Genomic DNA, 25769 nt, shown 5'->3' with positions numbered 1-25769 from the left:
CTGCGGCGGGCCGGGGCTGGTGGGGGCTCATATCCTCGCCGCATGCGTATCGGAGAGCTGGCGGGGCGCACGGGAGTTCCGGTTCCGACGATCAAGTACTACACGCGGGAGGGCCTGCTGCCGCCCGGTGCGCGCACCAGCCCCAACCAGGCCCGGTACGACGACTCCCACGTCCGCAGGCTCAAGCTGATCCGGGCGATGCTGGAGGTCGGCGGCATGTCCGTGACCACGGTCGGACAGGTGCTCGCCCGGATGGACGCGCCGGACCAAACCGTCCACGGGATGCTCGGCGCCGCCCGGCCCGCCGTCAGCCGGAGCGCCGCGGAACGGGGCACCCCGCAGGACCGCGAGCGGGCCGAGGCGGAGGTGGCCGAGCTGGTGCGCCGGCACGGCTGGCGGGTCACACCGGAGAACCCCGGCCGGGCGGCGCTGGTGCAGCTCGTCGTGACGTACCGCGACCTGGACCGGGAGGACCTGCTGGCGCTGCTCGACGAGTACGCCTCGGCGGCCGGCCGGCTCGCCGGAGCGGAACTGGCCGCCGTGGCCCGGGTACCGACCGTGGACGGCAGGGTCGAGGCGGTGGTGCTGGGCACGGTGCTGGGCGACGCCGCGATGGCCGCGCTGCGCCGCATCGCTCAGGAGGACGCCTCGGCCAGGATGCCCGCGCCTCCCCTGTGAGGCGAAGCAGACCGGGGTCACGGCCGGCGGTCGGTTCACTCCGTGTGTGCGTTCGAGATGCAGCCTGTGACGATCCACGCAAGCCTGAGGGCATTCCCCAAGACACCCGTCTTGCCGGAGAACTCAGGAAGGAATCGTTCACCATGCGACGCATTGCCGCGTTCTTCGCCGCCGCGCTTCTCACCGTTCTTGCGGCCCCCGCAGCTTCTGCGGGGGAGGGCGGATCCCACGTATGCGACACCCACACGATCAGCTCGCTGTGCTGGTGACCTCTCCCTGAAGGTGACCTCTCTGCGCAGGTCACCTCGTTGTGAACAGAGACAGGCCGTGGACCCCGGGGTCCACGGCCTGTCCCCGGTCACATACCGTCCGCGGACATCCCGTGGACCGCCGGAATCGTCCCCAGCCGTCCCTTCTGGAAGTCCTCGAACGCCTGCATGAGCTCTTCCTTGGTGTTCATGACGAACGGCCCGTAGTGCGCCATGGGCTCACGGATGGGCTGTCCGCCGAGCAGCACGATCTCCAGGTCCGGCGTGTGGGAGTCCTGCTTCTCGTCCGCGCGGACGGTCAGCGAGGAGCCGGCGCCGAACACGGCGGTCTGGCCGAGGTGGATCGGCCGGCGCTCCGTACCGACGCTGCCGCGGCCCGCGAGGACGTAGGCCAGGCCGTTGAAGTCCTCCCGCCAGGGCAGGGTGACCTCGGCGCCCGGGGCGACGGTCGCGTGGATCATGGTGATCGGGGTGTGCGTGATGCCGGGACCCTGGTGGCCGTCCAGCTCGCCCGCGATGACGCGCAGCAGCGCACCGCCGTCCGGGGTCGTCAGCAGCTGGACGCTGCCGCCGCGGATGTCCTGGTAGCGCGGGGCCATCATCTTGTCCTTGGCCGGGAGGTTCACCCACAGTTGCAGGCCGTGGAAGAGGCCGCCGGACACGACCAGGGACTCCGGCGGCGCCTCGATGTGGAGGAGGCCCGACCCTGCCGTCATCCACTGGGTGTCGCCATTGGTGATGGTGCCCCCACCGCCCTGGGAGTCCTGGTGGTCGAAGACGCCGTCGATGATGTAGGTGACGGTCTCGAAGCCGCGGTGCGGGTGCCAGGGGGTGCCCTTGGGCTCGCCCGGCGCGTACTCCACCTCGCCCATCTGGTCCATCATGATGAACGGGTCGAGGTGGCGGTAGTGGATCCCCGCGAACGCCCGGCGCACCGGGAAGCCCTCGCCCTCGAACCCGCTCGGGGCGTTGGCGACCGCCAGCACCGGACGCGCCACGGCGTCGGCGGGAGCGGTCACGCGGGGCAGCGTCAACGGGTTCTCGACGGTCACTGCAGGCATGGTCGGACCTCCTTGTGCGCTCACTTTAGTTGAGCGTTGAACTTTCTGCCAGTCCCAACGGAACGAGCCCGGAGGGAATTCCCTCCGGGCCCCGAGGAGCGGACGTCACGCGAAGGCGATGGAGACGGCGAGTCCGGCCGCCATCGCGCAGCCGCCCAGCACCGGAATCCCGAACATCAGCAGCAGAACGGCGCCGAGGACGAACATCCCGGCGGTGCGGGTGCCGACCTGGCTGGTTCCGTCGGGGTCCGCGGGGTCGTACAGGATCGGCGCCCACGGGGTGCCGCGCGTGTCGGTACCCGTGCATGTGCGCCGCTCCCCGCTCAGGTCGGTGTAGGAGTAGACATGCCGCGTCACCAGAGCGTCCTCGACGCTCTCCACACGGGACGACTCCAGCCGCCCCTCCGCCACGGTCCCCCGCCGGCGCAGCACCACGACGGCCCCCACCAGCCGGCAGCCGGCCCGGGCGGACCACCAGCCGACAGCGCCCACGGCGAGGGCGAAGAGCCACATCCCGACGGGCGCCACCCCGCCGGCCACCCCCAGCACACCCGACGTCAGCGCGACGACGCCCGCGCCGGCCCACCCCCTGCGCGACAACGGCGGCTAGCCGTACATCCGACGCATGGCGAAGTCGACCATCTGCTCGACCGCCTTCGCGTCGAAGACCATCCGGTGCTCGCCCTCCATGTCCAGGACGAAGCCGTAGCCGGTGGGCAGCAGGTCGATCACCTCGGCGCCGGTGATCACGAAGTACTTGGACTCCTTGCCCGCGTACCGGCGCAGTTCCTTGAGCGAGGTGAACATCGGGATCACCGGCTGCTGGGTGTTGTGCAGGGCGAGGAAGCCGGGGGTGTCGCCGCGCGGGCAGTACACCTTCGACGTGGCGAAGGTCTGCTGGAAGTCCTCGGCGGACATCTGCCCGGTGGTGAAGGCGCGCACCGCGTCCGCGAGGGAGGGCGGGGACGGCTCCGGGTAGAGCGGCGGCTGCTGGCCGTACCCGCCGACACCGCCCGGCTGCTGCGGCTGGGCGTACTGCTGCTGAGCGCCAACGTTCTGGTCGTAGCCGTACATGGCGCAAGAGTACCGAGGGACGGGGGCGGAGAGGGTGACGACGAGTTGACGGCCCGGTACCGGGCGATCGGCCCGACCACCGGGGTACGGGCGCGGGCCCGCGAGCGACCGGCCCCTCGAACTGGACGAGCCTGCTGACGTGATGGCGGCCACCGGACGGTTCCTGCTCGCGCACGCCCTGGCGAAGGGGATACGGGGCGCCCGGCTGGTGGGGATACCGGGCGGTCGCCTGCCTTTCGTCGAGCACACGGACCGGTGGCGGCCCTGTTCACCAGCGCGGCGAGTAGACCCTTCTCACACTTGCCCGGGCAGGGGTTGCTTCTTATTACCGGCGGGTAGCATCATCGGAGCTACTTGTTGGTACGTGAACTAGGTGCGAGGAGTCAGTGCCTCGCCGATCCCTCTACGGAGCCGTCGCCATGGGGCACTACAAGCCGAATCTCCGCGACATCGAGTTCAACCTCTTCGAAGTACTGGGGCGCGACAAGGTGTACGGCACCGGCCCGTTCGAGGAGATGGACGTCGACACCGCCAAGAGCGTCCTGGAGGAGCTGACCCGCCTCTCGGAGAACGAGCTGGCCGAATCCTTCGCCGACGCCGACCGCAACCCGCCGGTCTTCGACCCCCAGACCAACACCGCGCCGGTCCCGGCGTCCTTCAAGAAGAGCTACCAGGCCTTCATGGACTCCGAGTACTGGCGGCTCGGCCTGCCCGAGGAGATCGGCGGCACCACCTCGCCGCGCTCCCTGATCTGGGCCTACGCCGAGCTGATCCTGGGCGCCAACCCGGCCGTGTGGATGTACTCCTCGGGCCCGGCGTTCGCCGGCATCCTCTTCGAGGAGGGCAACGAGGTCCAGAAGCACATAGCCAAGATCGCCGTGGAGAAGCAGTGGGGCTCCACGATGGTGCTCACCGAGCCCGACGCGGGCTCCGACGTGGGCGCCGGCCGCACCAAGGCGATCCAGCAGGCGGACGGCTCCTGGCACATCGAGGGCGTGAAGCGCTTCATCACCTCCGGCGAGCACGACATGTCCGAGAACATCCTCCACTACGTGCTCGCGCGGCCGGAAGGCGCCGGTCCGGGCACCAAGGGCCTCTCCCTCTTCCTCGTCCCGAAGTACGAGTTCGACTTCGAGACCGGCGAGCTGGGCGAGCGCAACGGCGTCTACGCCACCAACGTCGAGCACAAGATGGGCCTGAAGGCCTCCAACACCTGCGAGATGACCTTCGGCGACCAGCACCCCGCCAAGGGCTGGCTCATCGGCGACAAGCACGACGGCATCCGCCAGATGTTCCGCATCATCGAGTTCGCCCGCATGATGGTCGGCACGAAGGCGATCTCCACGCTGTCCACCGGCTACCTGAACGCGCTGGAGTACGCCAAGGAGCGCGTCCAGGGCCCCGACCTGGCGCAGTTCATGGACAAGTCCGCGCCCAAGGTCACCATCACCCACCACCCGGACGTGCGCCGCTCGCTGATGACGCAGAAGGCGTACGCGGAGGGCATGCGCGCCCTGGTGCTGCACACCGCCTCCGTCCAGGACGCCATCCAGATCAAGGAGGCGGCCGGTGAGGACGCCTCCGCCGAGCACGCGCTGAACGACCTGCTGCTGCCCATCGTCAAGGGCTACGGCTCCGAGAAGGGCTACGAGCAGCTCGCCCAGTCGCTGCAGACCTTCGGCGGCTCCGGCTTCCTGCAGGAGTACCCGATCGAGCAGTACATCCGGGACTCCAAGATCGACACCCTGTACGAGGGCACCACCGCGATCCAGGGCCAGGACTTCTTCTTCCGGAAGATCGTCCGCAACCAGGGCGCCGCGCTGAACTCCCTCGCCGAGGACATCAAGAAGTTCCTGGCGCTCGGCACCGGCGGCGAGGAGCTGGCGGGCGCCCGTGAGCACCTGGCCAAGGCGGCCGTGGAGCTGGAGGCGATCGTCGGCCTGATGCTGACCGACCTCGCCGCCACCGAGCAGGACACCAAGAACATCTACAAGGTGGGCCTGAACACCACCCGCCTGCTCATGGCCTCCGGTGACGTCGTCGTCGGCTACCTGCTGCTCAAGGGCGCCGCGATCGCCGCCGAGAAGCTCGCCACGGCCTCCGCCAAGGACAAGGCGTTCTACACCGGCAAGATCGCCGCCGCGAAGTTCTTCGCGGCGAACGTCCTGCCGGGCGTCACCCTCGCCCGCAAGGTCGCCTCCGGAGTGGAGCTGGACCTGATGGAACTGGACGAGGCCGCGTTCTAGAAGGTACGTGCGGATTCGTTCCGACAGGTACATGAGGATTCCGTGTGCGGGCCCGCTCCCTTTCCGGGAGCGGGCCCGTGCACGTCGTTAAGGTGAACCCATGAGCGCACCAGCCCGCTTCGACCGCGGCCACACCGACGACCTCATGTCCTTCCTGGCGGCGAGCCCGTCGCCGTACCACGCCGTGGCGAACACCGCCGAGCGGCTGGAGAAGGCGGGCTTCAGGCAGGTCGCCGAGACGGACGCCTGGGACTCCTCGAGCGGCGGCAAGTACGTGCTGCGCGGCGGCGCGATCGTGGCCTGGTACGTCCCGGAGGGCGCCGAGCCGCACACGCCGTTCCACATCGTCGGCGCGCACACCGACTCCCCGAACCTGCGGATCAAGCCGCGGCCGGACAGCGGGGCGCACGGCTGGCGCCAGGTCGCCGTCGAGATCTACGGCGGCCCGCTGATGAACTCCTGGCTGGACCGCGACCTGGGCCTGGCCGGCCGGCTGAGCCTGCGGGACGGCTCCTCGGTCCTGGTCAACGTGGACCGGCCGCTGCTGCGCGTGCCCCAGCTCGCCATCCACCTGGACCGCTCGGTCAGCACCGAGGGGCTCAAGCTCGACAAGCAGCGTCATCTGCAGCCGGTCTGGGGCCTCGGCGACGACGTCGGCGACGGCGATCTGATCGCCTTCCTGGAGCATGAGGCGGGGCTCGCGGCCGGCTCGGTCACCGGCTGGGACCTGATGACGCACCCGGTGGAACCCCCGGCCTACCTCGGCCGGGACCGGGAGCTGGTGGCCGGTCCGCGCATGGACAACCTGCTGTCGGTGCACGCGGGTGCCGCCGCCCTGGCCGCTGTCGCGGCCTCCGGCGCCCCGCTCACCCGCATCCCCGTGCTGGCCGCCTTCGACCACGAGGAGAACGGCTCCCAGTCGGACACCGGCGCGGACGGCCCGCTGCTCGGATCCGTCCTGGAGCGCTCGGTCTTCGCGCGCGGCGGCTCGTACGAGGACCGGGCCCGGGCCTTCGCCGCCACCGTCTGCCTGTCCTCCGACACGGGCCACGCCGTCCACCCCAACTACGCGGAGCGGCACGACCCCACGCACCACCCCCGGGTCAACGGCGGTCCGATCCTCAAGGTCAACGTCAACAACCGCTACGCCACGGACGGTTCGGGCCGCGCGGTGTTCGCCGCGGCCTGCGAGAAGGCGGACGTGCCCTTCCAGTCGTTCGTCTCCAACAACTCCATGCCCTGCGGCACCACCATCGGCCCGATCACGGCGGCCCGGCACGGCATCCGGACCGTGGACATCGGCGTGGCGCTCCTCTCCATGCACAGCGTGCGTGAACTGTGCGGCGCCGACGACCCGTTCCTGCTGGCGAACGCCCTGACCGCGTTTCTGGAGGGCTAGTCGAAGGCCGGTCTTGGGCCGGCCGAGGGCTAGGCGCGACCGCACCGGGTACCCGGACGGCTCCGGAGATTCCGGAACCGAAAGGGGAGGCGACTTCTCATGGGGCTCGGAGGATGCATCATCCTCATCGCCGTGGGGGCCATCCTCACGTTCGCGACCGACTGGCACATGCACGGCGTCAACCTCACGGTCGTCGGCCTGATCCTGATGGCCGTGGGGCTGATCGGGGTGGCGACCTTCAGCGGCATCGCACGGCGCCGCCGCGTCGTGATGCCACCGACTCCGGTGGTGGAGGAAGACCCCCACCACCACCGTCACAGCGTCGACGGCTACAGCGACGGTTACGGCATCTGACGTACCGTCTGCCTACTGCTCGTCCATCCCCGCCAGGACGAGCGGCAGGCGGTCCGCCGCACCCTCGGTGAGACGGACCGGGACGCCCCAGTCCTGCTGGTGGACGTGGCAGGCGGGGTATTCTCCCCCAGACGGATCGTCGTCGCAGCTCGCGGCCATCGCGGAGACGTGCAGGACGCCCTCCGTGACCTCCGGGTTCAGCTCCAGGTCACGACTCAGGTCCGTGTCCGCGCCCTCGCCCTTGAGCAGCAGCTCGGGCGGGGTCGAGGAGACCAGCAGGCGGGTCGAGGGGCCGTATCTGGTGTCCAGCTTCTGGCCCGCCGGGGCCTGGAACACGACGTCCAGCCGGAGTCTGCCGGGGGCGACCTCGGTCGCCGCGCGCTGGGTGCGGTGGGCGACCGATTCCACCCGCACCGCCTCCTCGGGCAGCCGCAGCCGGGTCAGCCGGTGCCTGGCCGACTCCACGACCACGATGTCCTCGCCGACGAGCACGGCGTCGCTGGGCTCGCGCAGGTCGGTGGCCAGCGTCGTGACCTCGCCGGTCGCCGGGTCGTAGCGGCGCAGGGCGTGGTTGTAGGTGTCGGCGACCGCGACCGAGCCGTCGGGCAGGGCGGTGACGCCCAGCGGGTGCTGGAGCAGGGCCTGGCCGGCGGCGCCGTCCCGGTGGCCGAAGTCGAACAGGCCGCTGCCGACCGCCGTGTGGACGTGCCCGTCCAGGTCCACCCAGCGCAGGGCGCTCGTCTCGGAGTCGGCGAGCCAGAGCCGCTCGGCGGTCGCCGCGAGACCCGAGGGCTGGGCGAACCAGGCCTCGGCGCCGGGGCCGTCGACCAGGCCCTCATTGGTGGTGCCCGCCGCCACGGCGACCGTGCCCGCCGCGGGGTCGTACGTCCACAGCTGGTGGACGCCCGCCATGGCGATCCACACCGTGCCGCCGAAGACCGCCACGTCCCAGGGGGAGGAGAGGTCCACCTCGCGGGCCGGGCCGGAGGTCGCCGACCCCTGCCACCACTGCCTGCCGGTGCCGGCCAGGGTGGTCACCGCGCCCGTGGCCGGGTCGAGGCGGCGCAGGGCGTGGTTGACGGTGTCGGCCACGACCACCGAGCCGTCATCGAGGAGCGCGAGACCCTGCGGCTCGTTGAAGGACGCCTGCTCCGTGACGCCGTCCGCGAACCCGCGCGTGCCGGAGCCGATGCGCCGCACGACGCTCTCGGCGTCCTCGGCCAGCTCCACCAGCTGGTGCCGGGTGGTGTCGCTGACCAGGAAGTTCCCCGACGGAAGCAGCAGCGCCTTGCCGGGGAAGCGCAGGGTCGTCGGCTCGGGCTCCGGCGGCACGTACGGACCGTCGCCGCGGCGCAGGGTGCCCTTCGCCTCGTGCTCCGCCTCCAGCTCCTCGACCAGGCGCTCGATGGCGTGCGCATGCCCCTCGCCCGCGTGCTGGGCGACGACGTACCCCTCCGGGTCGATCACGACGAGGGTCGGCCAGGCGCGCACCGCGTACTGCTTCCAGGTGGCGAGCTCCGGGTCGTCCAGCACCGGATGTTCGACCCCGTACCGCTCCACCGCGTCCACGACCGCCTGGTGCTCGGCCTCGTGCACGAACTTCGGGGAGTGCACGCCGATGATCACCACCGTGTCCCGGTGCTTCTCCTCCAGCTCGCGCAGCTCGTCCAGGACATGCAGGCAGTTGATGCAGCAGAAGGTCCAGAAGTCCAGGACGACGATGCGTCCGCGCAGGTCGGCGAGGGTGTACTGCTTGTCGCCCGTGTTCAGCCAGCCGCCCTTGCCGATCAGCTCGGGGGCGCGGATGCGGGCGCGTCGGGATGCGGAGTCGGTCATGGCTCCAAGAGTGCCACCCGACTCCGACAGCCGTTCCGGGCGCCTGTGGACAACCCCCGCCGACCGGCCGGACCGGCTCGGACGCCTGTGGAAAAGTCGCGCTCGGTCGTGAAGCCGGGTGTACGTCGTAAAGCCGGTGTACGTCGTGAAGCCGCTCAGTCCTGGTGGATCACATCCGTGCCGGGGCCGCCGGAGAGCGTGTCCCGACCGGGGCCGCCGTACAGCTTGTCGTTGCCGCTGTTGCCGTACAGCTTGTCGTTCCCGCTGTTGCCGTACAGGACGTCGTTGCCCGTGCCGCCGTACAGGGTGTCGTCGCCGGTTCCGCCGGTGATGGTGTCCTTGCCGTCGTCGCCGGACAGGTACTGGGCGCCGGAGCCGCCGTGCAGCGCGTCGTCGCCCTTGCCGCCCTGGACGATGTTGTCACCGCCGCTCGCGTCGATCGTGTCGTTGCCGTCACCGCCCCAGGCCAGGCCCTCCGCGCCGACGGTGAGGGTGTCGTCGCCGGCGTCACCGGAGACGTAGGCGCCGTCCAGGCGGCCGGAGTCGGTGGCGTGGTCGTTGCCCGCGCCCAGCGAGATCTGGGCGTAGGAGTAGACCTGGCCGGTGCGGTTGTCGTAGGCGAGCGTGTCGTTGCGGTCGCCGAGGTCCGCGATCAGGGCGGCGTAGGGGTCCTGGCTGTCCACGAGGGTGACCGTGCAGGAGACCTTGGTGCGGTCCTTGCCGTCGGGGTGGGCGCAGTCGTGGCCCGCCTTGATGGGGACGACGTCGTCGATCACATAGGCGATGCCGGTGCGGTCCGCGGTGAGGGACGCGGTGACGGTGGCCTTGTTGGTCTGGCCGGGGGCGGCCTTGTAGGTGAGCTGCCAGTCGTACTGGTTGACCGCGGCGGTGGCCGAGGGCGTGGCCGCGCCGGCCGTACCGGCGAACGTGAGCGGTACGGCCAGGGCAGCGCCGAGCGCCAGGGCGAAGGCACGTGCCGAGGGCATGCGGGTCATGACGGGTCCTCCGGGAGGAGCGTGGGGAGTGGTGCCCTTACTCGACGTCCGACTCGGAGGCACCGCCATTGGTTGGCCAACTCCCTTACTCGAAGAGGATGTTCACCCGTACGACACCCCTCGGTACGGTGGATTCCAGTGACCGGTCAGGTCGGCGGCCGTGACCGGTCAGGTCAGCGCGTGGCCCGTGGTCACGTCCACATGGCCGGGGACCTCCTCGTGCCGGTCGCCGACGGAGAGCGTGCCGCTGGGCTCGAAGAGCAGGACCTCGGCGCGGCGGGGCGCGGCCGGCTTGTGAAAGGTGCCGCGCGGGACGGTGAACACCGAGCCCCTGGTCAGCACGACCGTGCGCTCACCGGCGGGCTCGCGCAGGCCCAGGTGCACCTCGCCGTCGAGGACCAGGAAGAACTCGTCGGTGTCCTCGTGCACGTGCCAGACGTGCTCGCCCTCGAACTTGGCGATCCGGACGTCGTAGTCGTTGACGGTGGCGACGATGCGCGGGCTCCAGCAGTCGGCGAAGGAGGCGAGCGCCTTGTCCAGGGAGATCGGTTCCTTGGGTTCCATGAGGTCATCGTGCGGGGTTCCGGTACGGCCCCACGAGTGCTAGGAATCGCATATGCCGCAAGGATCCTCTCAGTCGCCGCACCGGGTCGTCGTGATCGTGGACGAGGGCACCAACCCCTTCGAGGTGGGTGTCGCGACGGAGCTGTTCGGGCTGCCCAGACCCGAACTGGGCTTTCCGGGACCGCTGTACGCGGTGACACTGTGCGCGCCGGCCTCGCGGATCCGGATGAACCACGGCTTCTTCACCCTCACCGGCGTGCCCGGCCTGGACGCGGTGGACGAGGCCGACACCCTCGTCGTACCGGGCCGCCCCGACAACGTCGTACCGCGCGGCGCCGACGTCCTCGACGCCATCCGGCGCGCCCACGCGCGCGGGGCGCGCATCGTCAGCTTCTGTACGGGCAGTTTCGCCCTCGCCGAGGCCGGGCTGCTCGACGGGCGCCGGGCCACGACCCACTGGATGTGGGCGGACACCTTCCGGGACCTGCATCCCCGGGTGCTGCTGGAGCCGGACGTGCTGTTCGTCGACGAGGGTGACGTCCTCACCGCCTCCGGCAGCGCGGCCGCGCTCGACCTCGGACTGCACCTCTGGCGCCGCGACCACGGCGCCGAACTCGCCAACGCCGTCTCCCGGCGCCTGGTCTTCGCCGCCCACCGCGACGGCGGCCAGCGGCAGTTCGTGGAGCGTCCGGTGCCCGACGTGCCCGACGAGTCGCTCGGCCCGCTGCTGGCCTGGGCGCAGGAACGGCTCGGCGAGCCGCTGACCGTGGCGGACCTCGCCGCCCGCGCGGCCGTCAGCCCCGCCACCCTGCACCGCCGCTTCCGCGCCCAACTGGGCACGACCCCGCTGGCCTGGCTCACCGGGGAGCGGGTGGCGCTGGCCTGCCGGCTGATCGAGCGGGGCGAGGAGCGCCTGGACGTCGTCGCGGCCCGCAGCGGCCTGGGTACGGCGGCCAACCTGCGGGCGCGGCTGCGCCGGGAGACGGGGCTGAGCCCGTCGGACTACCGCAGGCGCTTCGGGCCGCGGTCGCCCTCTTCCGGCTCCGTGATGATCGCGCCGCGGCGGGGAACGGTACCCGCATGAGACTTCTCGTACACGACCGGCTGCTCGGCATCGGCGACGACTACTGGATCGAGGACGAGCACGGCCGGAAGGTCTTCCTCGTCGACGGCAAGGCCATGCGGCTGCGGGACACCTTCCAGCTGAAGGACGCCCACGGGCGCGTGCTGATCGACATCCACCAGAAGATGCTGGCGCTGCGCGACACCATGGTGATCGAGCGGGACGGCGAGGGCCTGGCCACCATCAAGCGCAAACGGCTGTCCCTGCTGCGCAACCACTACCGGGTGTCCCTGGCCGACGGCACGGTGCTGGACGTCAGCGGCAAGATCCTCGACCACGAGTTCGCCATCGAGTACGACGGCGAACTCCTCGCGGTCATCTCCCGCCGCTGGCTGCGCCTGCGGGACACCTACGGCGTCGACATCGTCCGCGAGGACGCCGACCCGGCACTGCTCATCGCCGTGGCGGTGTGCGTGATCCACCTGGCGCAGAAGGAGCGGGAGGACGATTGAAGGGGGCTCTCTACCGCCGCGTGAAGGAGGCTCTCTACCGCCGCGGCGGTTCCAGGCCCAGCACACGGTCCTTCAACGCCGGGAACTGCTCTCGGGTGGCCGCCACCTTCGCCGGGTCGAAGTCGACGGTGAGAACCTCCTCGTCCGGGCCCGCCTCGGCGAGCACCTCGCCCCACGGATCCACCACGATCGAGTGACCCGCCTGCGGAACTCCCGCATGGGTCCCGGCCGTTCCACACGCGAGCACGAACGCCTGGTTCTCCACCGCCCGCGCCTGAGCCAGCAGCGTCCAGTGCGCGCGTCGCCGCTCGGGCCAGCCCGCCGGGATCACCAGCGTCTCGGCGCCGGCGTCGACCAGGGAACGGAAGAGTTCGGGGAAACGGAGGTCGTAGCAGGTGGCCACGCCGAGCGTGGTCCAGGGCAGCCGGACCGTCACCAGGTCCCGCCCGGCGCCCATCAGCACGGCCTCGCCCTTGTCGAAACCGAAGCGATGGATCTTGCGGTAGGCGGCGGCCGGCTCACCGGAGGGGGAGAAGATGAGAGAGGTGTTGTAGAGCGGACCGTCAGGGTCCCGCTCCGGGATGGACCCCGCGTGCAGCCACACGCCCGCGTCGCTCGCGGCCTTGGCCATCGTCTCGTAGGTCGGCCCCTCGAGCGGCTCGGCCTCGCGGCCGAACTCCTCGTAGGCGAAGGCACCCGTGGTCCACAGCTCGGGCAGAACGACCAGGTCGGCTCCAGCCTGTTCCCGAACCAGCGCGGCCACCCGCTGCCGCCGGGAGTCGACCGATTCGTCCTCGTTCACGGCGATCTGGATCAGCGAGGCGCGCACACTACCACCGTCCTGGCATTCGAGTCGTCCACACAGGCCTACGATCGTCACACGAAAGCACTGCCGGGGTGCCTGAAGGCAGCGTAACTTAGCCACTCAGACACCCGCCGCCGTGCCGCCGCCGCCCGCTGGCAACGCCGCCACAACCTGCCCGTGTACCGACCGCCGAGGGGTCCCGTTCCGTGAGTCTGCATCCCACCCTCCAGCCCTACGCCGACGCCTGGACGCATGCCATCGAAGCGATATCCGAGATGGTCCAGTCGCTCGCGGAGGGCGAGTGGAACCGGCGGACCCCCTGCCCCGGCTGGTCGGTCCGGGACGTCGTGTCGCACATCATCGGCATGGAGTGCGAGATGCTCGGCGACCCGCGCCCGATCCACTCCCTCCCCCGCGACCTCTTCCACGTCACCACCGAGCACCAGCGGTACATGGAGATGCAGGTCGACGTGCGCCGCCACCACACGGCGCCGGAGATGACGGCCGAGCTGGAGTACACGGTCATCCGCCGCAACCGCCAGCTGCGCAACGAGTCCCGTGACCCCGGCGCCACGGTCCGTGGCCCGCTGAACAGGGACATCACGGTCGAACAGGCCTACCGCGCCCGCGCCTTCGACGTGTGGGTGCACGAGCAGGACCTGCGTACGGCCCTGGGCCGCCCCGGCAACCTGGACTCACCGGGCGCGCACGTGGCCCGGGACGCCCTCCTGGAGGCCCTTCCCAAGGTCGTCGCGAAGGACGCGGACGCACCGCGCAGTTCGGCCGTCGTCTTCGACGTGCACGGCCCGGTGGAGTTCCTGCGCACCATCCGCGTCGACATCCAGGGCCGCGGCACCCTGGAAACCGCCCCGGCCCTCGGCCCCGCCGCCACCCTCACCCTCGACTGGGAGACCTACGTCCGCCTCGCCTGCGGCCGTGTGACACCGGAGGCGGTGGCCGACCGGGTGAAGACCGAGGGCGACCCGGACCTGACGGCGGCGATCCTGAGGAACTTCGTGGTGACGCCGTAGTGCCGGTGAGTGTTGTCAGCCCGTCCGGCTCTTGAGGACGAGACCCGTTCAGGGCCGAGCGGGGGGCTGGGGGCGGCAGCCCCCAGTGAGGCCCGCACCAGCACAGGGCACCGTCACGCAGGCACGTGCACCGTCTCCACCCGGCTGGCGACCAACCGCTCACGCTCGCGCCGAGCTGCCTGTCCCCGCAGCCGCAGGATCTGGCTGACGCCCAGCGCCTGCAGCACGAACACGGCGCTGAAAGCCACCGCGTAGTCGTCCCCGGTGGCATCCAGCAGCACCCCCACCGCGAACAACGTCGTCATCGAGGCGACGAAACCACCCATATTGGTGATCCCGGACGCGGTCCCCTGTCGCTCGGGCGGGTTGGCCGGCCGCGCGAAGTCGAATCCGAGCATCGAGGCCGGCCCACACGCCCCCAGCACCGTGCACAACACCACCAGCAGCCACATCGGCGCATGCGCACCGGGATACGCCAGCGTCGAAGCCCACAGCAGCGCCGTCGCCCCGACCGTGCCCAGCGCCAGCGGCAGCCGCGCCGCGTGGTGCCGGGCGACGATCTGGCCGTAGACGAGGCCGATCACCATGTTGGACAGCACGACCAGGGTGAGCAGCTCGCCGGCCATTGCCCGGCTCAGCCCCTGCGCCTGGACCAGGAACGGCAGGCCCCACAGCAGCAGGAACACCATCGCCGGGAACTGAGTGGTGAAGTGCACCCACAGCCCGAGGCGTGTCCCCGGCTCCCGCCAGGCCGCCGCGATCTGCCGGCGGACGTACGCCGCGCCCTGGTGCGAGGCAGGCTCGGGCTCGTGCCCCTCGGGGTGGTCCTTCAGGAACAGCAGCGTCAGCACGAGGACGACGACACCCGCGAGCGCGCTGCCGGCGAACGCCGGGGTCCAGCCGATGCCGTGCAGCAGCCGGGCGAGGACCAGCGTGGAGACGAGGTTGCCCGCCATGCCGACCAGCCCCGCCAGCTGCGCGACCAGCGGCCCGCGCCGGGCCGGGAACCAGCGGGTGCCGAGCCGCAGCACGCTGATGAAGGTCATCGCGTCACCGCAGCCCAGCAGGGCACGGGAGGCGAGGGCGGTGCCGTACGACGGGGAGAAGGCGAAGCCCAGCTGCCCGGCCGTGAACAGCACCGCGCCGATGCTCAGCACCTTCTTGGTGCCGAGCCGGTCGACCAGCAGGCCGACGGGTATCTGCATGCCGGCGTAGACCAGCAGTTGGAGGATGGAGAACGTCGACAGGGCGGAGGCGTTGACGTGAAAGCGGTCCGCGGCGTCCAGCCCCGCCACACCGAGTGACGTACGGAAGATGACGGCGACGAAGTAGACGGCGACGCCTATGGACCACACGGTGACGGCGCGCCGGCCGCCCGGTGGATCACCCGGAAGGGTGACATTGCTCCCCGTGCCGCTCATCGGACCTCACCTCGCGCGAGGTGCTCGAACCAGGTCACATGCCGGTGTACGACCCCCACGGCCGCCTGCGCGTCCCCGGCGCGCAGCGCGTCCAGGATCTCCTCATGCTCCGCGAGCGTCTTGGCGATCCGGTCGGGGTGGGAGTGCATGACGGCGACGCCCATCCGCAGCTGCCGGTCGCGCAGTTGGTCGTAGAGCCGGGACAGGATCGCGTTGCCGCCGCTGCGCACGATCTCGGCGTGGAAGTTGCGGTCGGTCACCGCGGCCGCGGCCAGATCACCGGCGGCGGCCTGCGCCTTCTGCTGCTCCAGCAGCTCGGTCAGCCGGTCGAGCAGGCCGGGCGGGGCGGGTACGGCCTTGCGGGCGGCGTGCTCCTCGACCAGCTGGCGGGTCTCCACCACGTCCGCGATCTCCTGCGCGGAGACCGGCAGGACCATCGCGCCCTTCTTCGGGTAGAGCCGGATCAGGCCCTCGACCTCCAGCCGCAGCAGCGCCTCACGCACGGGCGTGCGGGAGACCCCGACGGCCTCGGCCAGCTCACCCTCGGTGAGCAGGGTGCCGCCCTCGTAGCGGCGATCGAGGACGCCCTGCTTGACATGGGCGTACACGCGGTCGGCGGCGGGCGGGGGCTTGGGGTCTCGGCGGGCGGGCTGCTGGACGGCCGTCTTCATGCCCACAGGATAGATACAACACGTACGCAAGCGGCAGCGGCGTCCAGCATCCGGACGTGCCGGCGACTGTGACGCAGATCCCCTGCAGCAGCCTCACAACCTTCTGTGCTACTTACGTGTCTCACACGTGCGGCCCTCTGCTCTTGCCACCTCAACTTGGCCGCATCCAGGGGCATTTACGAAAATCGGGGTACATCACTTTGATTACCGGCATTAAGGGCATCCGTAGCACCCGCGTCCGCAGAGCCGCCGCCGTCGCCGTCACCTCCGGCGCGCTGCTCGCGACGGGTGCCCTCACCGCGGCGCCCGCTCAGGCCGTCACGACGCCCTCGATCGTGGCCAAGGGCGGCTACGTGATGAACAACGCGAGCGGTACGACGCTCTACACCAAGGCGGCGGACACCCGGCGCTCCACCGGCTCCACCACCAAGATCATGACCGCCAAGGTCGTGCTCGCACAGTCGAACCTCAATCTCGACAAGAAGGTGACGATCCAGAAGGCGTACAGCGACTACGTCGTCAAGAACAACGCCTCCCAGGCGCACCTGATCGTCGGCGACAAGGTCACCGTCCGCCAGTTGCTGTACGGCCTGATGCTGCCGTCCGGCTGCGACGCCGCCTACGCGCTCGCCGACACCTACGGCTCCGGCTCCACCCGTGCCGCCCGCGTGTCGAACTTCATCGGCAAGATGAACACAGCCGCCAAGAACCTTGGTCTGAAGAACACCCACTTCGACTCCTTCGACGGCATCGGCAACGGCAGCAACTACTCGACGCCGCGCGACCTCACGAAGATCGCCAGCAGCGCGATGAAGAACTCCACGTTCCGCTCGGTCGTCAAGACGAAGTCGTACACCGCGAAGACGATCACCAAGACGGGCAGCACCCGCACGATGGCCCCGTGGACCAACACCAACGGTCTGCTCAGCAGCTACAGCGGCACCATCGGCGTGAAGACGGGCTCCGGCCCGGAGGCCGGCTACTGCCTGGTCTTCGCCGCCACCCGCAACAACAAGACCGTCATCGGCACCGTCCTCGCCTCCACCTCCATCCCGCAGCGCGAGTCGGACGCCAAGAAGCTCATGACGTACGGCTTCGCCAAGCTCGGCTGACGCCCCACCGCACACTGACGGGCTCGCCGCGAACAGCGGCGGGCCCGTTCGCGTCTCCCCTCGATCCCGCAAGCCTGACTGTCAGGTCTCGTTGTGGAGGCCGGCCGTCGGGAGCTGGTCGTAGGTCTTGAAGGTGTACGAGGCGTCGTACGACAGCAGGTTCCCTTCGGTCGCCGGCAGGCCGAGGCGTCGGTTCAGGGGTCCGGTGAGCGGTCCGCAGTGTGCCGCGGCCGGGGCGGTGAAGGTGTCGTCGTACGCCGAGAACTCGATCACCGGAGGGTTCTGGGACACCCACGTCGAGGGGCCGGAGCGCTTCAGCTGGAAATCGACGGGGTCGCCCGCGCCGATCGTGCAGCCGTGCGGCACCAGCGCGCCGAGGAGCCGGAAGCGGAGGCTGAACTGCCCGGTGTAGAAGTCGGACCGGCCGCCGTACTCCGGCTGTATCGCCAGCCCCAGGACGGCCGCGTGATCGCCGGCCGGTGTGCCGGTCAGTCCCCCGGGTATGGCGGTGGGGGAGCTGTGCATCGCTCCCCACACCTGGCCCTTGCTGCCGTCCGGCATCGGGCCTTCGGCGTGCGTCATGGTGATCGGGGCGAGGTCCGCCGTGACCTTGCCCATGGTCAACCGCGGGGCGGCCGTGTGCACTTCGCATCTCCACCGGGCCGGGTCGACGCCGTCGGGGAGTGCCGGGCAGTCACTGAAGTCGGTCTCGGACACAGTGGTCACGGACGGAACGCGGCCGCCGGACGATGCGTATGCGGCACCCGGCAGGCATACCGCCGCCGTACCGGCGAGGACGGCGGCGGCGCCCGTGAGGACGGCGGCGCGGCGGAAAGGGGCGGCGGGACCGGAGCGAGGAACAGGAGCAGCGGATTTCGTCATGGCACCAGCGTGCCGCCGCAGCCACTCCGTCACCATCCGTGACGTCCCCGACGCAACCCTGATCGATCCCTGATGTGACGTCAGGGGACCTGTGACGGCAGCCCTGTTACTGCGAGAAGCCGTCAGCCGAGTCCCGGAATCCGGATCCGGCGGAGTTCGCCGACCTTCAGCATCCTGGCCAGCACCAGATAGACGCCGTCGGCAACTGCTGGGCCGAAGGCTCCCACACCGACTCCTTCGGACCGCTCACCTTTCTGCAGGACGGACTGGGCCTGCTCTCCGGCTCCGTCTGTCCGCACTACGACAGCGAGCCGGGCCGCCGACCCTCCTACCGAGCAGCCGTCGCAACCGGCGCCCTCCCGTCGGGACGCCGTCCGTGAAAAGGGCGTCGACACCGTCCTCCACCGCCTGTCCGGCGGTGCTATGAGTTGTCGCCGGTGACGAAGAAACTGGCCGGCCGGCAACGGGTGTACGTCCGCTCGGGGCGGCTCCCGTCGACGACCGGTGGTGTCCGTGGGCTCCGGGCCGCCGTCTGCGCCGGTACGGATTCCGTGGTGGGCAGCATGTCGACGTGCCCAGCAGAGATCCGAGGGCCCAGTACCAGGGCGTCGAGCCGGTCCGGTGGCGGCAACGTCTCTCGGTCACGGCGGACGTATGGGCCGTGGCCGTAGTCATCGCACCCGTCCTCGTCGAGAAACGTGAACTACGCGAGCCGCTCGAGTCACTTGCGGCGCGTACGGGACTCTCCGTGCACCGCGTCAACGAATGTCTGCGCCTGCCGCGCCAGCACGCTTGTATCCGCTCACGCGGTGGCGCCGGGGACGGTGCGCCTGTGTATGTGCTGAACCAGTCCTCAAAGAACCCCGAAGAACAGAGGGGCGGTCGCAAGACGAAGTTGCGGCCGCCCCTCAGGCTTTCCGACGCTACCGGCCCCGGACCGTCACGCCCAGGTGATCAGCCTCTTCGGCTGTTCCAGAATCGCCGCCACGTCTGCCAGGACCTTCGAGCCCAGCTCGCCGTCGACCAGGCGGTGGTCGAAGCTCAACGCCAGGGTCGTCACCTGACGCGGCTTGACCTTGCCCTTGTGGACCCACGGCTGGAGCTTGATCGCGCCGACCGCCAGGATCGCCGACTCGCCGGGGTTGAGGATCGGCGTACCGGTGTCGACGCCGAAGACGCCGACGTTGGTGATGGTCACCGTGCCGCCCTGCATGGCGGCCGGGGACGTCTTGCCCTCGCGGGCCGTCGCGACCAGTTCGCCGAGCGCCTCCGCCAGCTGCGGGAGCGTCTTGTCGTGCGCGTCCTTGATGTTCGGCACGATCAGTCCGCGCGGGGTGGCCGCCGCGATGCCCAGGTTGACGTAGTGCTTCTGCACGATCTCCTGGTTGGCCTCGTCCCAGGACGCGTTGATCCCCGGGTTGCGCTTGATGGCGACCAGCAGGGCCTTGGCGATCAGGAGCAGCGGGTTGACCCGCAGGCCCTGCATCTCCTTGTCCTGCTTCAGTTCCTCGACCAGCTTCATCGTGCGGGTCACGTCGACCGTCACGAACTCGGTGACATGCGGCGCCGTGAACGCCGAGCCGACCATCGCCGCCGCCGTGGCCTTGCGGACGCCCTTGACCGGAATGCGGGTCTCGCGCGTGCCGTCGTAGGACGCGACCGGTGCCGGTGCCGCCGCCGGGACCGTCGCGACCGGAGCCGGCTGCTCGGCCGGCATGGGTGTGGCCGCGGCGTGGACGTCCTCGCGCGTGATGATGCCGTCCGGACCGGACGGGTGGACCGTGGCCAGATCGACGCCGAGGTCCTTGGCCAGCTTGCGCACCGGCGGCTTGGCCAGCGGGCGGGGCCTGTCGGCGACCGTGTCGTGGCCGTGGCCGTTCAGTTCCGCCTGGATCGCCTGGGCCGGCGCCGGGACGGTGACCTCGGGGCCCTTGCGGGGGCGGCGCTTGGTGGAGGACGTCGCCACGCCGTAGCCGACGAGGACCGGCTGCCGGCCCTGCGGCTTGGCCTCGGGCTCCGCTTCCTCGGCGGCCGGCTCCGGCTGCTCCGCCGGGGCCTCGGCCGCCGCACCGCCCGTCACGTCCACCGCGATGATGGACGTGCCCACGTCGACCGTGGTGCCCTCGGGGAAGTGGAGTTCGCGGACCACGCCGTCGTAGGGAATGGGGAGTTCCACGGCCGCCTTGGCGGTCTCGACCTCGCACACCACCTGGCCGTCGGTGACCGTGTCGCCCGGCTGGACATACCACTTGAGGATCTCGGCCTCGGTGAGTCCCTCACCGACGTCCGGCATCTTGAACTCGCGTACGGACGCTTCCGTCATCGTCGTCACGACCTTCTCCTCAGTACGCCAGCGAGCGGTCGACGGCGTCGAGCACGCGGTCCAGGTCCGGCAGGTACTCCTCCTCCAGGCGGGCCGGCGGGTAGGGGGCGTGGTACCCGCCCACCCGCAGGACCGGGGCCTCCAGGTGGTAGAAGCAGCGCTCGGTGATCCGGGCGGCGATCTCCGCGCCGGAGCCGAAGAACACCGGTGCCTCGTGGACCACGACCAGCCGGCGGGTCTTCTCCACCGAGGCCTGGATGGCGTCGAAGTCCAGCGGCGACACCGAGCGCAGGTCCAGGACCTCCAGGGACCTGCCCTCCTCGGCCGCGGCCGCCGCGACCTCCTGGCACAGCTTCACCATCGGGCCGTACGCCGCCAGGGTGAGGTCGGTGCCCTCGCGGACGACCTGCGCCTTGTGCAGCGGGGCGGGGATCGCCTCGACGTCCACCTCGGCCTTGTCCCAGTAACGCCGCTTCGGCTCGAAGTAGATCACCGGGTCGTCGCTCTGGATGGCCTGCTGCATCATCCAGTACGCGTCCGACGCGTTCGCCGGAGACACGATCTTCAGGCCCGCGACGTGCGCGAACAGGGCCTCGGGGGACTCCGAGTGGTGCTCGACCGCGCCGATGCCACCGCCGTAGGGGATGCGGACGACGACCGGCATCTTGACCTTGCCCAGCGAGCGCGCGTGCATCTTCGCGAGCTGGGTGACGATCTGGTCGTAGGCCGGGAAGACGAAGCCGTCGAACTGGATCTCCACCACCGGACGGTAGCCGCGCAGGGCCAGGCCGATCGCGGTGCCGACGATGCCGGACTCCGCCAGCGGGGTGTCGATGACGCGGCTCTCGCCGAAGTCCTTCTGGAGGCCGTCCGTCACCCGGAACACGCCGCCGAGCTTGCCGACGTCCTCACCCATGACGAGGACCTTGGGGTCCTCCTCCAGGGCGCGGCGCAGCGACTCGTTGATGGCCTTCGCCATCGCCATCTTCTCGGCCATCTCAGCGACCCCCTTCAGCTGCGTCGGCGAACGACGCCTGGTAGGCGGCGAACTGCGCTCGTTCCTCGTCGACGAGCGCGTGCCCGTCCGCGTACACGTTCTCGAAGATGGCGAAGTGGTCCGGGTCGGGCATGGCGCGGACCGCCTCGCGCACTCGTTTGCCCAACGCTTCGGACTCGGTCTCGAGTTCCGCGAAGAATCCGTCGTCCGTGTGGTTTGAGGCCTCCAGGTACCGGCGAAGGCGCAGGATCGGGTCCTTCGCCTCCCAGGCCAGCCGCTCCTCGTCGCCGCGGTAGCGGGTGGGGTCGTCGGAGGTGGTGTGGGCGCCCATGCGGTAGGTGTACGCCTCGACCAGGGTGGGGCCCTCGCCGTTGCGGGCGCGCTCCAGGGCCCACTTGGTGACCGCGAGGCAGGCCAGCACGTCGTTGCCGTCCACGCGCACGCCCGGGAAGCCGAAGCCCTGCGCGCGCTGGTAGAGCGGCACCCGGGTCTGCTTCTCGGTCGGCTCGGAGATCGCCCACTGGTTGTTCTGGCAGAAGAACACCACAGGCGCGTTGTAGACCGCGGAGAAGGTGAACGATTCCGCGACGTCCCCCTGGCTGCTCGCACCGTCGCCGAAGTAGGCGATGACCGCGCTGTCGGCGCCGTCCTTGGCCACGCCCATCGCGTAGCCGGTGGCGTGCAGCGTCTGGGAGCCGATGACGATCGTGTACAGGTGGAAGTTGTTGCTGTTGGGGTCCCAGCCGCCGTTGTTCACGCCGCGGAACATGCCGAGCAGGTTGGTCGGGTCGACGTCGCGGCACCAGGCGACACCGTGCTCCCGGTAGGTCGGGAAGACGTAGTCGTCGTCGCGCAGCGCCCGGCCGGAGCCGATCTGGGCGGCCTCCTGGCCCAGCAGGGAGGCCCACAGGCCCAGCTCGCCCTGTCGCTGCAGGGCGGTGGCCTCGGCGTCGAAGCGGCGGGTGAGCACCATGTCGCGGTACAGGCCGCGCAGGTCTTCGGGGGTGATGCCGGCGACGTAGGCGTCGTACTCGGCGTTCTTGACCCGCTTGCCCTCGGGCGTCAGCAGCTGTACGAGCTCCGGTTCGGTGCTCTTCTTCGCGGCGGCGCGGGTGGTGCGGGTGGTCTTGCTGCCGGTGGTGCCGGCCTTGCCTGCGGCGCTGCGTCGCGGCTTGCGCGCGGCACTGCTGTCCACGGTCACGTGTGCTCCTCCGTCGTTCCGGCCCCCGGGGTTGCCGGTAGGCCAGTGCGGCTCACCTGTTTCGACCACCGGGCACGGGGTGGGTGCCACTCGGCCGGGAACAGGCGTGACAGGTGCCCCGGCGAGCGCCCTGCAACCATCACGTTACCCACAGCTCCACATTTCTGTGAAACCCCACCTGACCTGCGATTTTGCTTGGATTTCCAAGTAAATCGAGAAGGTGTGGAAGCGTGCTGGTCACAGCCCTGCTTCAACGCCGAAGCAACGGAACGTTAACCCGCTCACCCGTGTCACGGGAAGAGTCGAAATGTTTGCGTGTGAGATCGCTGCGCCGCTTATGCCATCCGTGTCCAGGCCGAGAAGAACGCAGTCGGCGGAATCATTTGCCAAAGCCCACGGCATGCTCGCAGCGTGACCGAAAGCGATCGCCGATGACCGCCTGTGACAAGCCCCAGCTCACGGCGGTTTTTCGTGCCCTAACATCTGCGGCGTGCCGCGCTCATGTGTACCACCCCTTGTGTCCCACGCGCCCCCTCTGGGCGCCCTGCTGCGCCTGTACGCCGCCGGTAGCGCCCTCACCTGTGAGCCGGTCGACCAGGGACTGCTGAACCGCGGCTACCGGCTGCGCACCACCCGCGGCCGCTATTTCCTCAAGCACCATTTCGATCCCGACACCGCCGACCCGGCCGCCATCGAGCGCCGGCACCGCGCCACCCAGCGCCTGGCCGACCTCGGCGTCCCGGTCTCGGTGCCGCTCGCGCACCGGGAGGGCCGTACGGTCGCCGTCGTCGGCGGGCACGCCTACGCCCTGCACCCCTGGATCGACGGCAGGCACCGCGACGGCGGACAGCTCACGCGCGGGGAGAGCGCACGACTCGGGGCGCTCCTGGGCGCCGTGCACGCCTGTCTGGAGCGCGTGATGCCACCCAAGGGGCGCACGCGCCCCGCCACGAGCCCCCATCCCGTGGAGAGCGCCGACCCCGCCGACACCTTCACGCTCATCGACGACCTGCTCGCCCGTGTGCGCCGGCGCCGCCCCGCCGACGCCTTTGACGAGCTGGCCCGGCACCGGCTCCTGGAACGCCGCGCGCTCCTGGAGCAGCACACGGACCGGCGCCCACCACGCGGCGGCTCGGTGGGCTGGGTGCACGGCGACTTCCACCCGTTCAACGTGCTCTACAAGGACGACACCCCGGCGGCCATCGTCGACTGGGACCGGCTCGGTGTGCAGCCCCGCGCCGAGGAGGCCGTACGCGCCGCCGCGATCTTCTTCGTACGCCCCGCGGGCGCCCTGGACCTGCCGAAGGTACGCGCCTACGCGCGCGCGTACCGGCGCGCGGCCGACGCCGGGCCCGCCGAGCTGGCGGCGGCCGTGCACCGGGTGTGGTGGGAGCGGCTGAACGACTTCTGGATGCTGCGCTGGCACTACGAACGCGGGGACACGCGCGCGGACTGCCAGTTCCCGGCGGCCTCCGCGCTCGTGGTGTGGTGGACGCGCGCGTACGACGCGGTGTGCGACGCGTTCACCGAGTGACGGCGCCACTGCGGGAACCGCTCAGGGGGTCGCCGTCACCGGCTGGGGCGGTGTCCTTCAACCGGTGGGGTCGCCGCCCGTGCCGCCGTCCGTCGTGACGCCCGTGTCGGTGCCACCGTCCGTCGTACCGGTGGTGGTGCCACCGTTCGTCGTACCGGTCGTGGTGCCGCCGTTCGTCGTACCCGTGGTGGTGCCCCCGTTCGTCGTACCGGTGCTCGTACCGCCGTTGGCGGCGTCCGAGGAGGGCGACGGGGAGGTCTGCGGGTCCGTGGGCTTGTCGGTCGGGCCCGTGGTCTGCGACTGCGACGTCTGCGGGTCCGAGGGGGTGTAGCCGGAACCGCCCGTACCCGGGTCCGAGCCGTCGTCGGTACTGGTGTCCGAAGGCTGGTCGGTGGTGTCGTCCGACGGAGGCGGGGAGTCCGAGTGGTCCTTCGTGGACGTCGAATGCGTGGCCGGCGGCGGGGTATCGGTACCGCCGCCGGTGCCGCCGCCCGTGTTCTTGAGGGCGAACGCGACACCCACCGCGATCGCGACGACCGCGAGCACGGCGAGGATCCACAGCCTGCCGCGGCCGCTGCCCCTGTTGCCGTGTCCCTCGAAGCCGCCGTCGTCGCCGTTGCCGTAGCCCTGCGGCAGGATCGGCTGCGGGATCTGCGAGGTCCCGGAACCGAAGTCGCCCGGGTGCTGCATCGCGGTCGTCCCCGCGAAACCGCCCGCCGGGGTGTGCCGGCCGTCGTGCGCCTCCACCGGGCCGGTGTTCCAGGTTCCGGTGTGCCCGCCCTGCTCATACAGCATCTGCAGGCCGTACTGGACCAGACCGCGCATCTCCTCGGCCGTCTGGAACCGGTCGTCCGGATCCTTGGCGAGCGAGCGCATGACCAGGCCGTCCAGCTCCGGCGGGCAGCCGCCGGCGACCGCCGAGGGCGCGGTCGGGATGTCCTGGACGTGCTGGTAGACCACCGACAGCGGGGTCTCGCCGGTGAACGGGGGCCGCAGCGCGAGTAGTTCGTACAGCAGGCAGCCGGTCGCGTACAGGTCGGACCGGTGGTCCACGGCCTTGCCGAGCGCCTGCTCCGGGGAAAGGTACTGCGGCGTACCCATGACCATGCCGGTCTGTGTCATCGTTGTCGACGCGCCGTGCAGGGCGCGCGCGATGCCGAAGTCCATCACCTTGACGGCGCCGCTGTTGGTGATGATCACGTTGGCGGGCTTGATGTCGCGGTGCACGATGCCGTGCTGGTGCGAGTAGGCGAGCGCCTCCAGCACGCCGGAGACGATGATCAGGGCCTGCTCGGGACCCGGCGCCTCGGCGTTCAGCAGCAGGTCGCGGATGGTGCGGCCCTCGACCAGCTCCATCACGATGTACGGCACGGACTGGCCGCCGACGAAGTCCTCGCCGGAGTCGTACACGGCGACGATCGCGTGGTGGTTGAGGCCGGCGACGGACTGCGCCTCGCGCGTGAAGCGGGCCTTGGAGACCGGGTCCTCGGCCAGGTCCGCGCGGAGCAGCTTCACCGCGACGGTACGGCCCAGACGGACGTCCTCGGCCGCGAACACCTCGGCCATGCCGCCGCGGCCCAGCCGGTGCGTCAGCCGGTACCGGCCGTCGCCGACGAGCCCGCCGTTGCCCCACAACTCCGGCGCGTCCGACATGCCGCCGCCACTCGCCTCGGGGTCGGACGGGCCCTGGGCGCGCTGCGTCTGTGCCATCAGTCCTCGCCGTCGTTTCTGCCCGCGGTGC

23 protein-coding genes and 2 pseudogenes are annotated in these 25769 nt (G+C 70.6%); 11 read left to right on the top strand and 14 right to left on the bottom strand.

The genetic code is table 11. The annotated features are described in order from the left end of the window. The first annotated feature begins 42 nt into the window (after nucleotides 1-42). Nucleotides 43-678: a MerR family transcriptional regulator gene (locus SRB17_RS19565; protein WP_153540414.1), complete on the top strand. Its 636-nt coding sequence runs from the start codon at nucleotides 43-45 to the stop codon at nucleotides 676-678. Between the two features lie 358 nt (nucleotides 679-1036). Here SRB17_RS19565 and SRB17_RS19560 read toward each other — a convergent pair whose 3' ends face one another. From SRB17_RS19560 to SRB17_RS19550, 3 genes are all read right to left on the bottom strand, one after another. Continuing rightward, on the bottom strand, nucleotides 1037-2008 hold the full coding sequence (locus SRB17_RS19560; RefSeq protein WP_153540412.1) for a pirin family protein: 972 nt from the start codon (nucleotides 2006-2008) through the stop codon (nucleotides 1037-1039). Nucleotides 2009-2113: 105 nt separating this feature from the next. Then, the gene (locus SRB17_RS19555) at nucleotides 2114-2608 is read right to left on the bottom strand and encodes a hypothetical protein (protein ID WP_153540410.1); all 495 of its coding nucleotides are present in this window, start codon (nucleotides 2606-2608) and stop codon (nucleotides 2114-2116) included. Between the two features lie 6 nt (nucleotides 2609-2614). Beyond that, entirely contained in the window at nucleotides 2615-3082 is a 468-nt protein-coding gene (locus SRB17_RS19550; RefSeq protein ID WP_153540408.1) for an SseB family protein, read from the bottom strand. Between the two features lie 419 nt (nucleotides 3083-3501). On the opposite strand from SRB17_RS19550, the gene SRB17_RS19545 reads away from it, so the two are divergent. The 3 genes from SRB17_RS19545 (at nucleotide 3502) to SRB17_RS19535 (ending at nucleotide 7081) form a co-directional block, all read left to right on the top strand. Beyond that, nucleotides 3502-5328 (top strand): acyl-CoA dehydrogenase, encoded by a 1827-nt coding sequence (locus tag SRB17_RS19545; RefSeq protein ID WP_153541182.1) that lies wholly within the window; start codon nucleotides 3502-3504, stop codon nucleotides 5326-5328. Between the two features lie 100 nt (nucleotides 5329-5428). After that, nucleotides 5429-6727 (top strand): M18 family aminopeptidase, encoded by a 1299-nt coding sequence (locus tag SRB17_RS19540; RefSeq protein ID WP_153540406.1) that lies wholly within the window; start codon nucleotides 5429-5431, stop codon nucleotides 6725-6727. Between the two features lie 99 nt (nucleotides 6728-6826). Next, nucleotides 6827-7081, top strand: coding sequence for a DUF6458 family protein (locus tag SRB17_RS19535; RefSeq protein ID WP_153540404.1), 255 nt, complete (start codon nucleotides 6827-6829; stop codon nucleotides 7079-7081). Between the two features lie 12 nt (nucleotides 7082-7093). Here the strand turns inward: SRB17_RS19535 and SRB17_RS19530 are convergent, their stop codons facing one another. The 3 genes from SRB17_RS19530 to SRB17_RS19520 form a co-directional block, all read right to left on the bottom strand. Next, the gene (locus SRB17_RS19530; RefSeq protein ID WP_153540401.1) at nucleotides 7094-8917 is read right to left on the bottom strand and encodes a thioredoxin-like domain-containing protein; all 1824 of its coding nucleotides are present in this window, start codon (nucleotides 8915-8917) and stop codon (nucleotides 7094-7096) included. 155 nt (nucleotides 8918-9072) lie between these two features. Continuing rightward, on the bottom strand, nucleotides 9073-9912 hold the full coding sequence (locus tag SRB17_RS19525) for a calcium-binding protein (RefSeq protein WP_153540399.1): 840 nt from the start codon (nucleotides 9910-9912) through the stop codon (nucleotides 9073-9075). Nucleotides 9913-10080: 168 nt separating this feature from the next. Further along, on the bottom strand, nucleotides 10081-10476 hold the full coding sequence (locus tag SRB17_RS19520) for a cupin domain-containing protein (RefSeq protein WP_153540397.1): 396 nt from the start codon (nucleotides 10474-10476) through the stop codon (nucleotides 10081-10083). A 52-nt stretch (nucleotides 10477-10528) separates the two neighbouring features. On the opposite strand from SRB17_RS19520, the gene SRB17_RS19515 reads away from it, so the two are divergent. Together SRB17_RS19515 and SRB17_RS19510 are read left to right on the top strand one after the other, a co-directional pair. Then, complete coding sequence (locus tag SRB17_RS19515) at nucleotides 10529-11560, top strand: GlxA family transcriptional regulator (protein ID WP_153540395.1); 1032 nt, start codon at nucleotides 10529-10531, stop codon at nucleotides 11558-11560. Continuing rightward, complete coding sequence (locus tag SRB17_RS19510; RefSeq protein WP_153540393.1) at nucleotides 11557-12051, top strand: LURP-one-related/scramblase family protein; 495 nt, start codon at nucleotides 11557-11559, stop codon at nucleotides 12049-12051. Before SRB17_RS19515 ends, SRB17_RS19510 begins: the two co-directional genes overlap by 4 nt. Before the next feature lie 34 nt (nucleotides 12052-12085). On the opposite strand, the gene SRB17_RS19505 is transcribed toward SRB17_RS19510, so the two are convergent. Further along, a complete protein-coding gene (locus SRB17_RS19505; protein WP_323375954.1) occupies nucleotides 12086-12880 on the bottom strand; it encodes a carbon-nitrogen family hydrolase in 795 nt (264 codons plus the stop codon). A 182-nt stretch (nucleotides 12881-13062) separates the two neighbouring features. Between SRB17_RS19505 and SRB17_RS19500 the strand changes: the two genes are divergently transcribed. Next, complete coding sequence (locus tag SRB17_RS19500) at nucleotides 13063-13887, top strand: maleylpyruvate isomerase family mycothiol-dependent enzyme (protein ID WP_323375953.1); 825 nt, start codon at nucleotides 13063-13065, stop codon at nucleotides 13885-13887. Nucleotides 13888-14000: 113 nt separating this feature from the next. Here SRB17_RS19500 and SRB17_RS19495 read toward each other — a convergent pair whose 3' ends face one another. Further along, nucleotides 14001-15308, bottom strand: a complete 1308-nt coding sequence (locus SRB17_RS19495; protein WP_153540389.1) for an MFS transporter — start codon at nucleotides 15306-15308, stop codon at nucleotides 14001-14003. Continuing rightward, a complete protein-coding gene (locus tag SRB17_RS19490; protein ID WP_153540387.1) occupies nucleotides 15305-15979 on the bottom strand; it encodes a GntR family transcriptional regulator in 675 nt (224 codons plus the stop codon). Before SRB17_RS19490 ends, SRB17_RS19495 begins: the two co-directional genes overlap by 4 nt. Nucleotides 15980-16179: 200 nt before the next feature. Here SRB17_RS19490 and SRB17_RS19485 point away from each other — a divergent pair, with 200 nt between their 5' ends. Further along, nucleotides 16180-17091, top strand: a complete 912-nt coding sequence (locus SRB17_RS19485) for a D-alanyl-D-alanine carboxypeptidase family protein (RefSeq protein ID WP_153540385.1) — start codon at nucleotides 16180-16182, stop codon at nucleotides 17089-17091. Nucleotides 17092-17172: 81 nt separating this feature from the next. On the opposite strand, the gene SRB17_RS19480 is transcribed toward SRB17_RS19485, so the two are convergent. Continuing rightward, nucleotides 17173-17973: a hypothetical protein gene (locus tag SRB17_RS19480; RefSeq protein ID WP_153540382.1), complete on the bottom strand. Its 801-nt coding sequence runs from the start codon at nucleotides 17971-17973 to the stop codon at nucleotides 17173-17175. Nucleotides 17974-18161: 188 nt separating this feature from the next. Between SRB17_RS19480 and SRB17_RS46415 the strand changes: the two are divergent. Together SRB17_RS46415 and SRB17_RS46410 are read left to right on the top strand one after the other, a co-directional pair. Then, nucleotides 18162-18341 (top strand): annotated as a pseudogene (locus SRB17_RS46415) (peptidase E); the annotation flags it as partial. A gap of 254 nt (nucleotides 18342-18595) precedes the next feature. After that, a pseudogene (locus tag SRB17_RS46410) lies at nucleotides 18596-18823 on the top strand (DNA-binding protein); the annotation flags it as partial. Nucleotides 18824-18913: 90 nt separating this feature from the next. Here SRB17_RS46410 and SRB17_RS19465 read toward each other — a convergent pair. Genes SRB17_RS19465 through pdhA form a run of 3 tightly spaced genes read right to left on the bottom strand, consistent with a single transcriptional unit; the run spans nucleotide 18914 to nucleotide 22494 of the window. Next, entirely contained in the window at nucleotides 18914-20305 is a 1392-nt protein-coding gene (locus SRB17_RS19465) for a dihydrolipoamide acetyltransferase family protein (protein WP_323375952.1), read from the bottom strand. Between the two features lie 10 nt (nucleotides 20306-20315). Continuing rightward, nucleotides 20316-21293, bottom strand: coding sequence for an alpha-ketoacid dehydrogenase subunit beta (locus SRB17_RS19460; protein ID WP_153540380.1), 978 nt, complete (start codon nucleotides 21291-21293; stop codon nucleotides 20316-20318). A 1-nt stretch (nucleotide 21294) separates the two neighbouring features. After that, nucleotides 21295-22494: a pyruvate dehydrogenase (acetyl-transferring) E1 component subunit alpha gene (gene pdhA, locus SRB17_RS19455; protein WP_323375951.1), complete on the bottom strand. Its 1200-nt coding sequence runs from the start codon at nucleotides 22492-22494 to the stop codon at nucleotides 21295-21297. 517 nt (nucleotides 22495-23011) lie between these two features. Between pdhA and SRB17_RS19450 the strand changes: the two genes are divergently transcribed. Beyond that, entirely contained in the window at nucleotides 23012-24028 is a 1017-nt protein-coding gene (locus SRB17_RS19450) for a phosphotransferase (RefSeq protein WP_323375950.1), read from the top strand. A gap of 57 nt (nucleotides 24029-24085) precedes the next feature. Here SRB17_RS19450 and SRB17_RS19445 read toward each other — a convergent pair whose 3' ends face one another. Beyond that, complete coding sequence (locus SRB17_RS19445; protein WP_153540378.1) at nucleotides 24086-25738, bottom strand: protein kinase domain-containing protein; 1653 nt, start codon at nucleotides 25736-25738, stop codon at nucleotides 24086-24088. Between the last annotated feature and the right edge of the window lie 31 nt (nucleotides 25739-25769).

The organism is Streptomyces sp. RB17 (assembly GCF_009604455.1).
GTDB lineage: Bacteria > Actinomycetota > Actinomycetes > Streptomycetales > Streptomycetaceae > Streptomyces.
Note: the sequence above shows the minus strand (reverse complement) of the source record. Positions and strands in the feature narration are given on the sequence as shown.

What these genes read in the sequence shown, in the direction of transcription:
- SRB17_RS19565 (WP_153540414.1), top strand. Translation starts at nt 43, where the DNA reads ATGCGTATCGGAGAGCTGGCGGGGCGCACGGGAGTTCCGGTTCCGACG.
- SRB17_RS19560 (WP_153540412.1), bottom strand. Translation starts at nt 2,008, where the DNA reads ATGCCTGCAGTGACCGTCGAGAACCCGTTGACGCTGCCCCGCGTGACC.
- SRB17_RS19550 (WP_153540408.1), bottom strand. Translation starts at nt 3,082, where the DNA reads ATGTACGGCTACGACCAGAACGTTGGCGCTCAGCAGCAGTACGCCCAG.
- SRB17_RS19545 (WP_153541182.1), top strand. Translation starts at nt 3,502, where the DNA reads ATGGGGCACTACAAGCCGAATCTCCGCGACATCGAGTTCAACCTCTTC.
- SRB17_RS19540 (WP_153540406.1), top strand. Translation starts at nt 5,429, where the DNA reads ATGAGCGCACCAGCCCGCTTCGACCGCGGCCACACCGACGACCTCATG.
- SRB17_RS19535 (WP_153540404.1), top strand. Translation starts at nt 6,827, where the DNA reads ATGGGGCTCGGAGGATGCATCATCCTCATCGCCGTGGGGGCCATCCTC.
- SRB17_RS19530 (WP_153540401.1), bottom strand. Translation starts at nt 8,917, where the DNA reads ATGACCGACTCCGCATCCCGACGCGCCCGCATCCGCGCCCCCGAGCTG.
- SRB17_RS19525 (WP_153540399.1), bottom strand. Translation starts at nt 9,912, where the DNA reads ATGACCCGCATGCCCTCGGCACGTGCCTTCGCCCTGGCGCTCGGCGCT.
- SRB17_RS19520 (WP_153540397.1), bottom strand. Translation starts at nt 10,476, where the DNA reads ATGGAACCCAAGGAACCGATCTCCCTGGACAAGGCGCTCGCCTCCTTC.
- SRB17_RS19515 (WP_153540395.1), top strand. Translation starts at nt 10,529, where the DNA reads ATGCCGCAAGGATCCTCTCAGTCGCCGCACCGGGTCGTCGTGATCGTG.
- SRB17_RS19510 (WP_153540393.1), top strand. Translation starts at nt 11,557, where the DNA reads ATGAGACTTCTCGTACACGACCGGCTGCTCGGCATCGGCGACGACTAC.
- SRB17_RS19495 (WP_153540389.1), bottom strand. Translation starts at nt 15,308, where the DNA reads ATGAGCGGCACGGGGAGCAATGTCACCCTTCCGGGTGATCCACCGGGC.
- SRB17_RS19490 (WP_153540387.1), bottom strand. Translation starts at nt 15,979, where the DNA reads ATGAAGACGGCCGTCCAGCAGCCCGCCCGCCGAGACCCCAAGCCCCCG.
- SRB17_RS19480 (WP_153540382.1), bottom strand. Translation starts at nt 17,973, where the DNA reads ATGACGAAATCCGCTGCTCCTGTTCCTCGCTCCGGTCCCGCCGCCCCT.
- SRB17_RS19460 (WP_153540380.1), bottom strand. Translation starts at nt 21,293, where the DNA reads ATGGCCGAGAAGATGGCGATGGCGAAGGCCATCAACGAGTCGCTGCGC.
- SRB17_RS19445 (WP_153540378.1), bottom strand. Translation starts at nt 25,738, where the DNA reads ATGGCACAGACGCAGCGCGCCCAGGGCCCGTCCGACCCCGAGGCGAGT.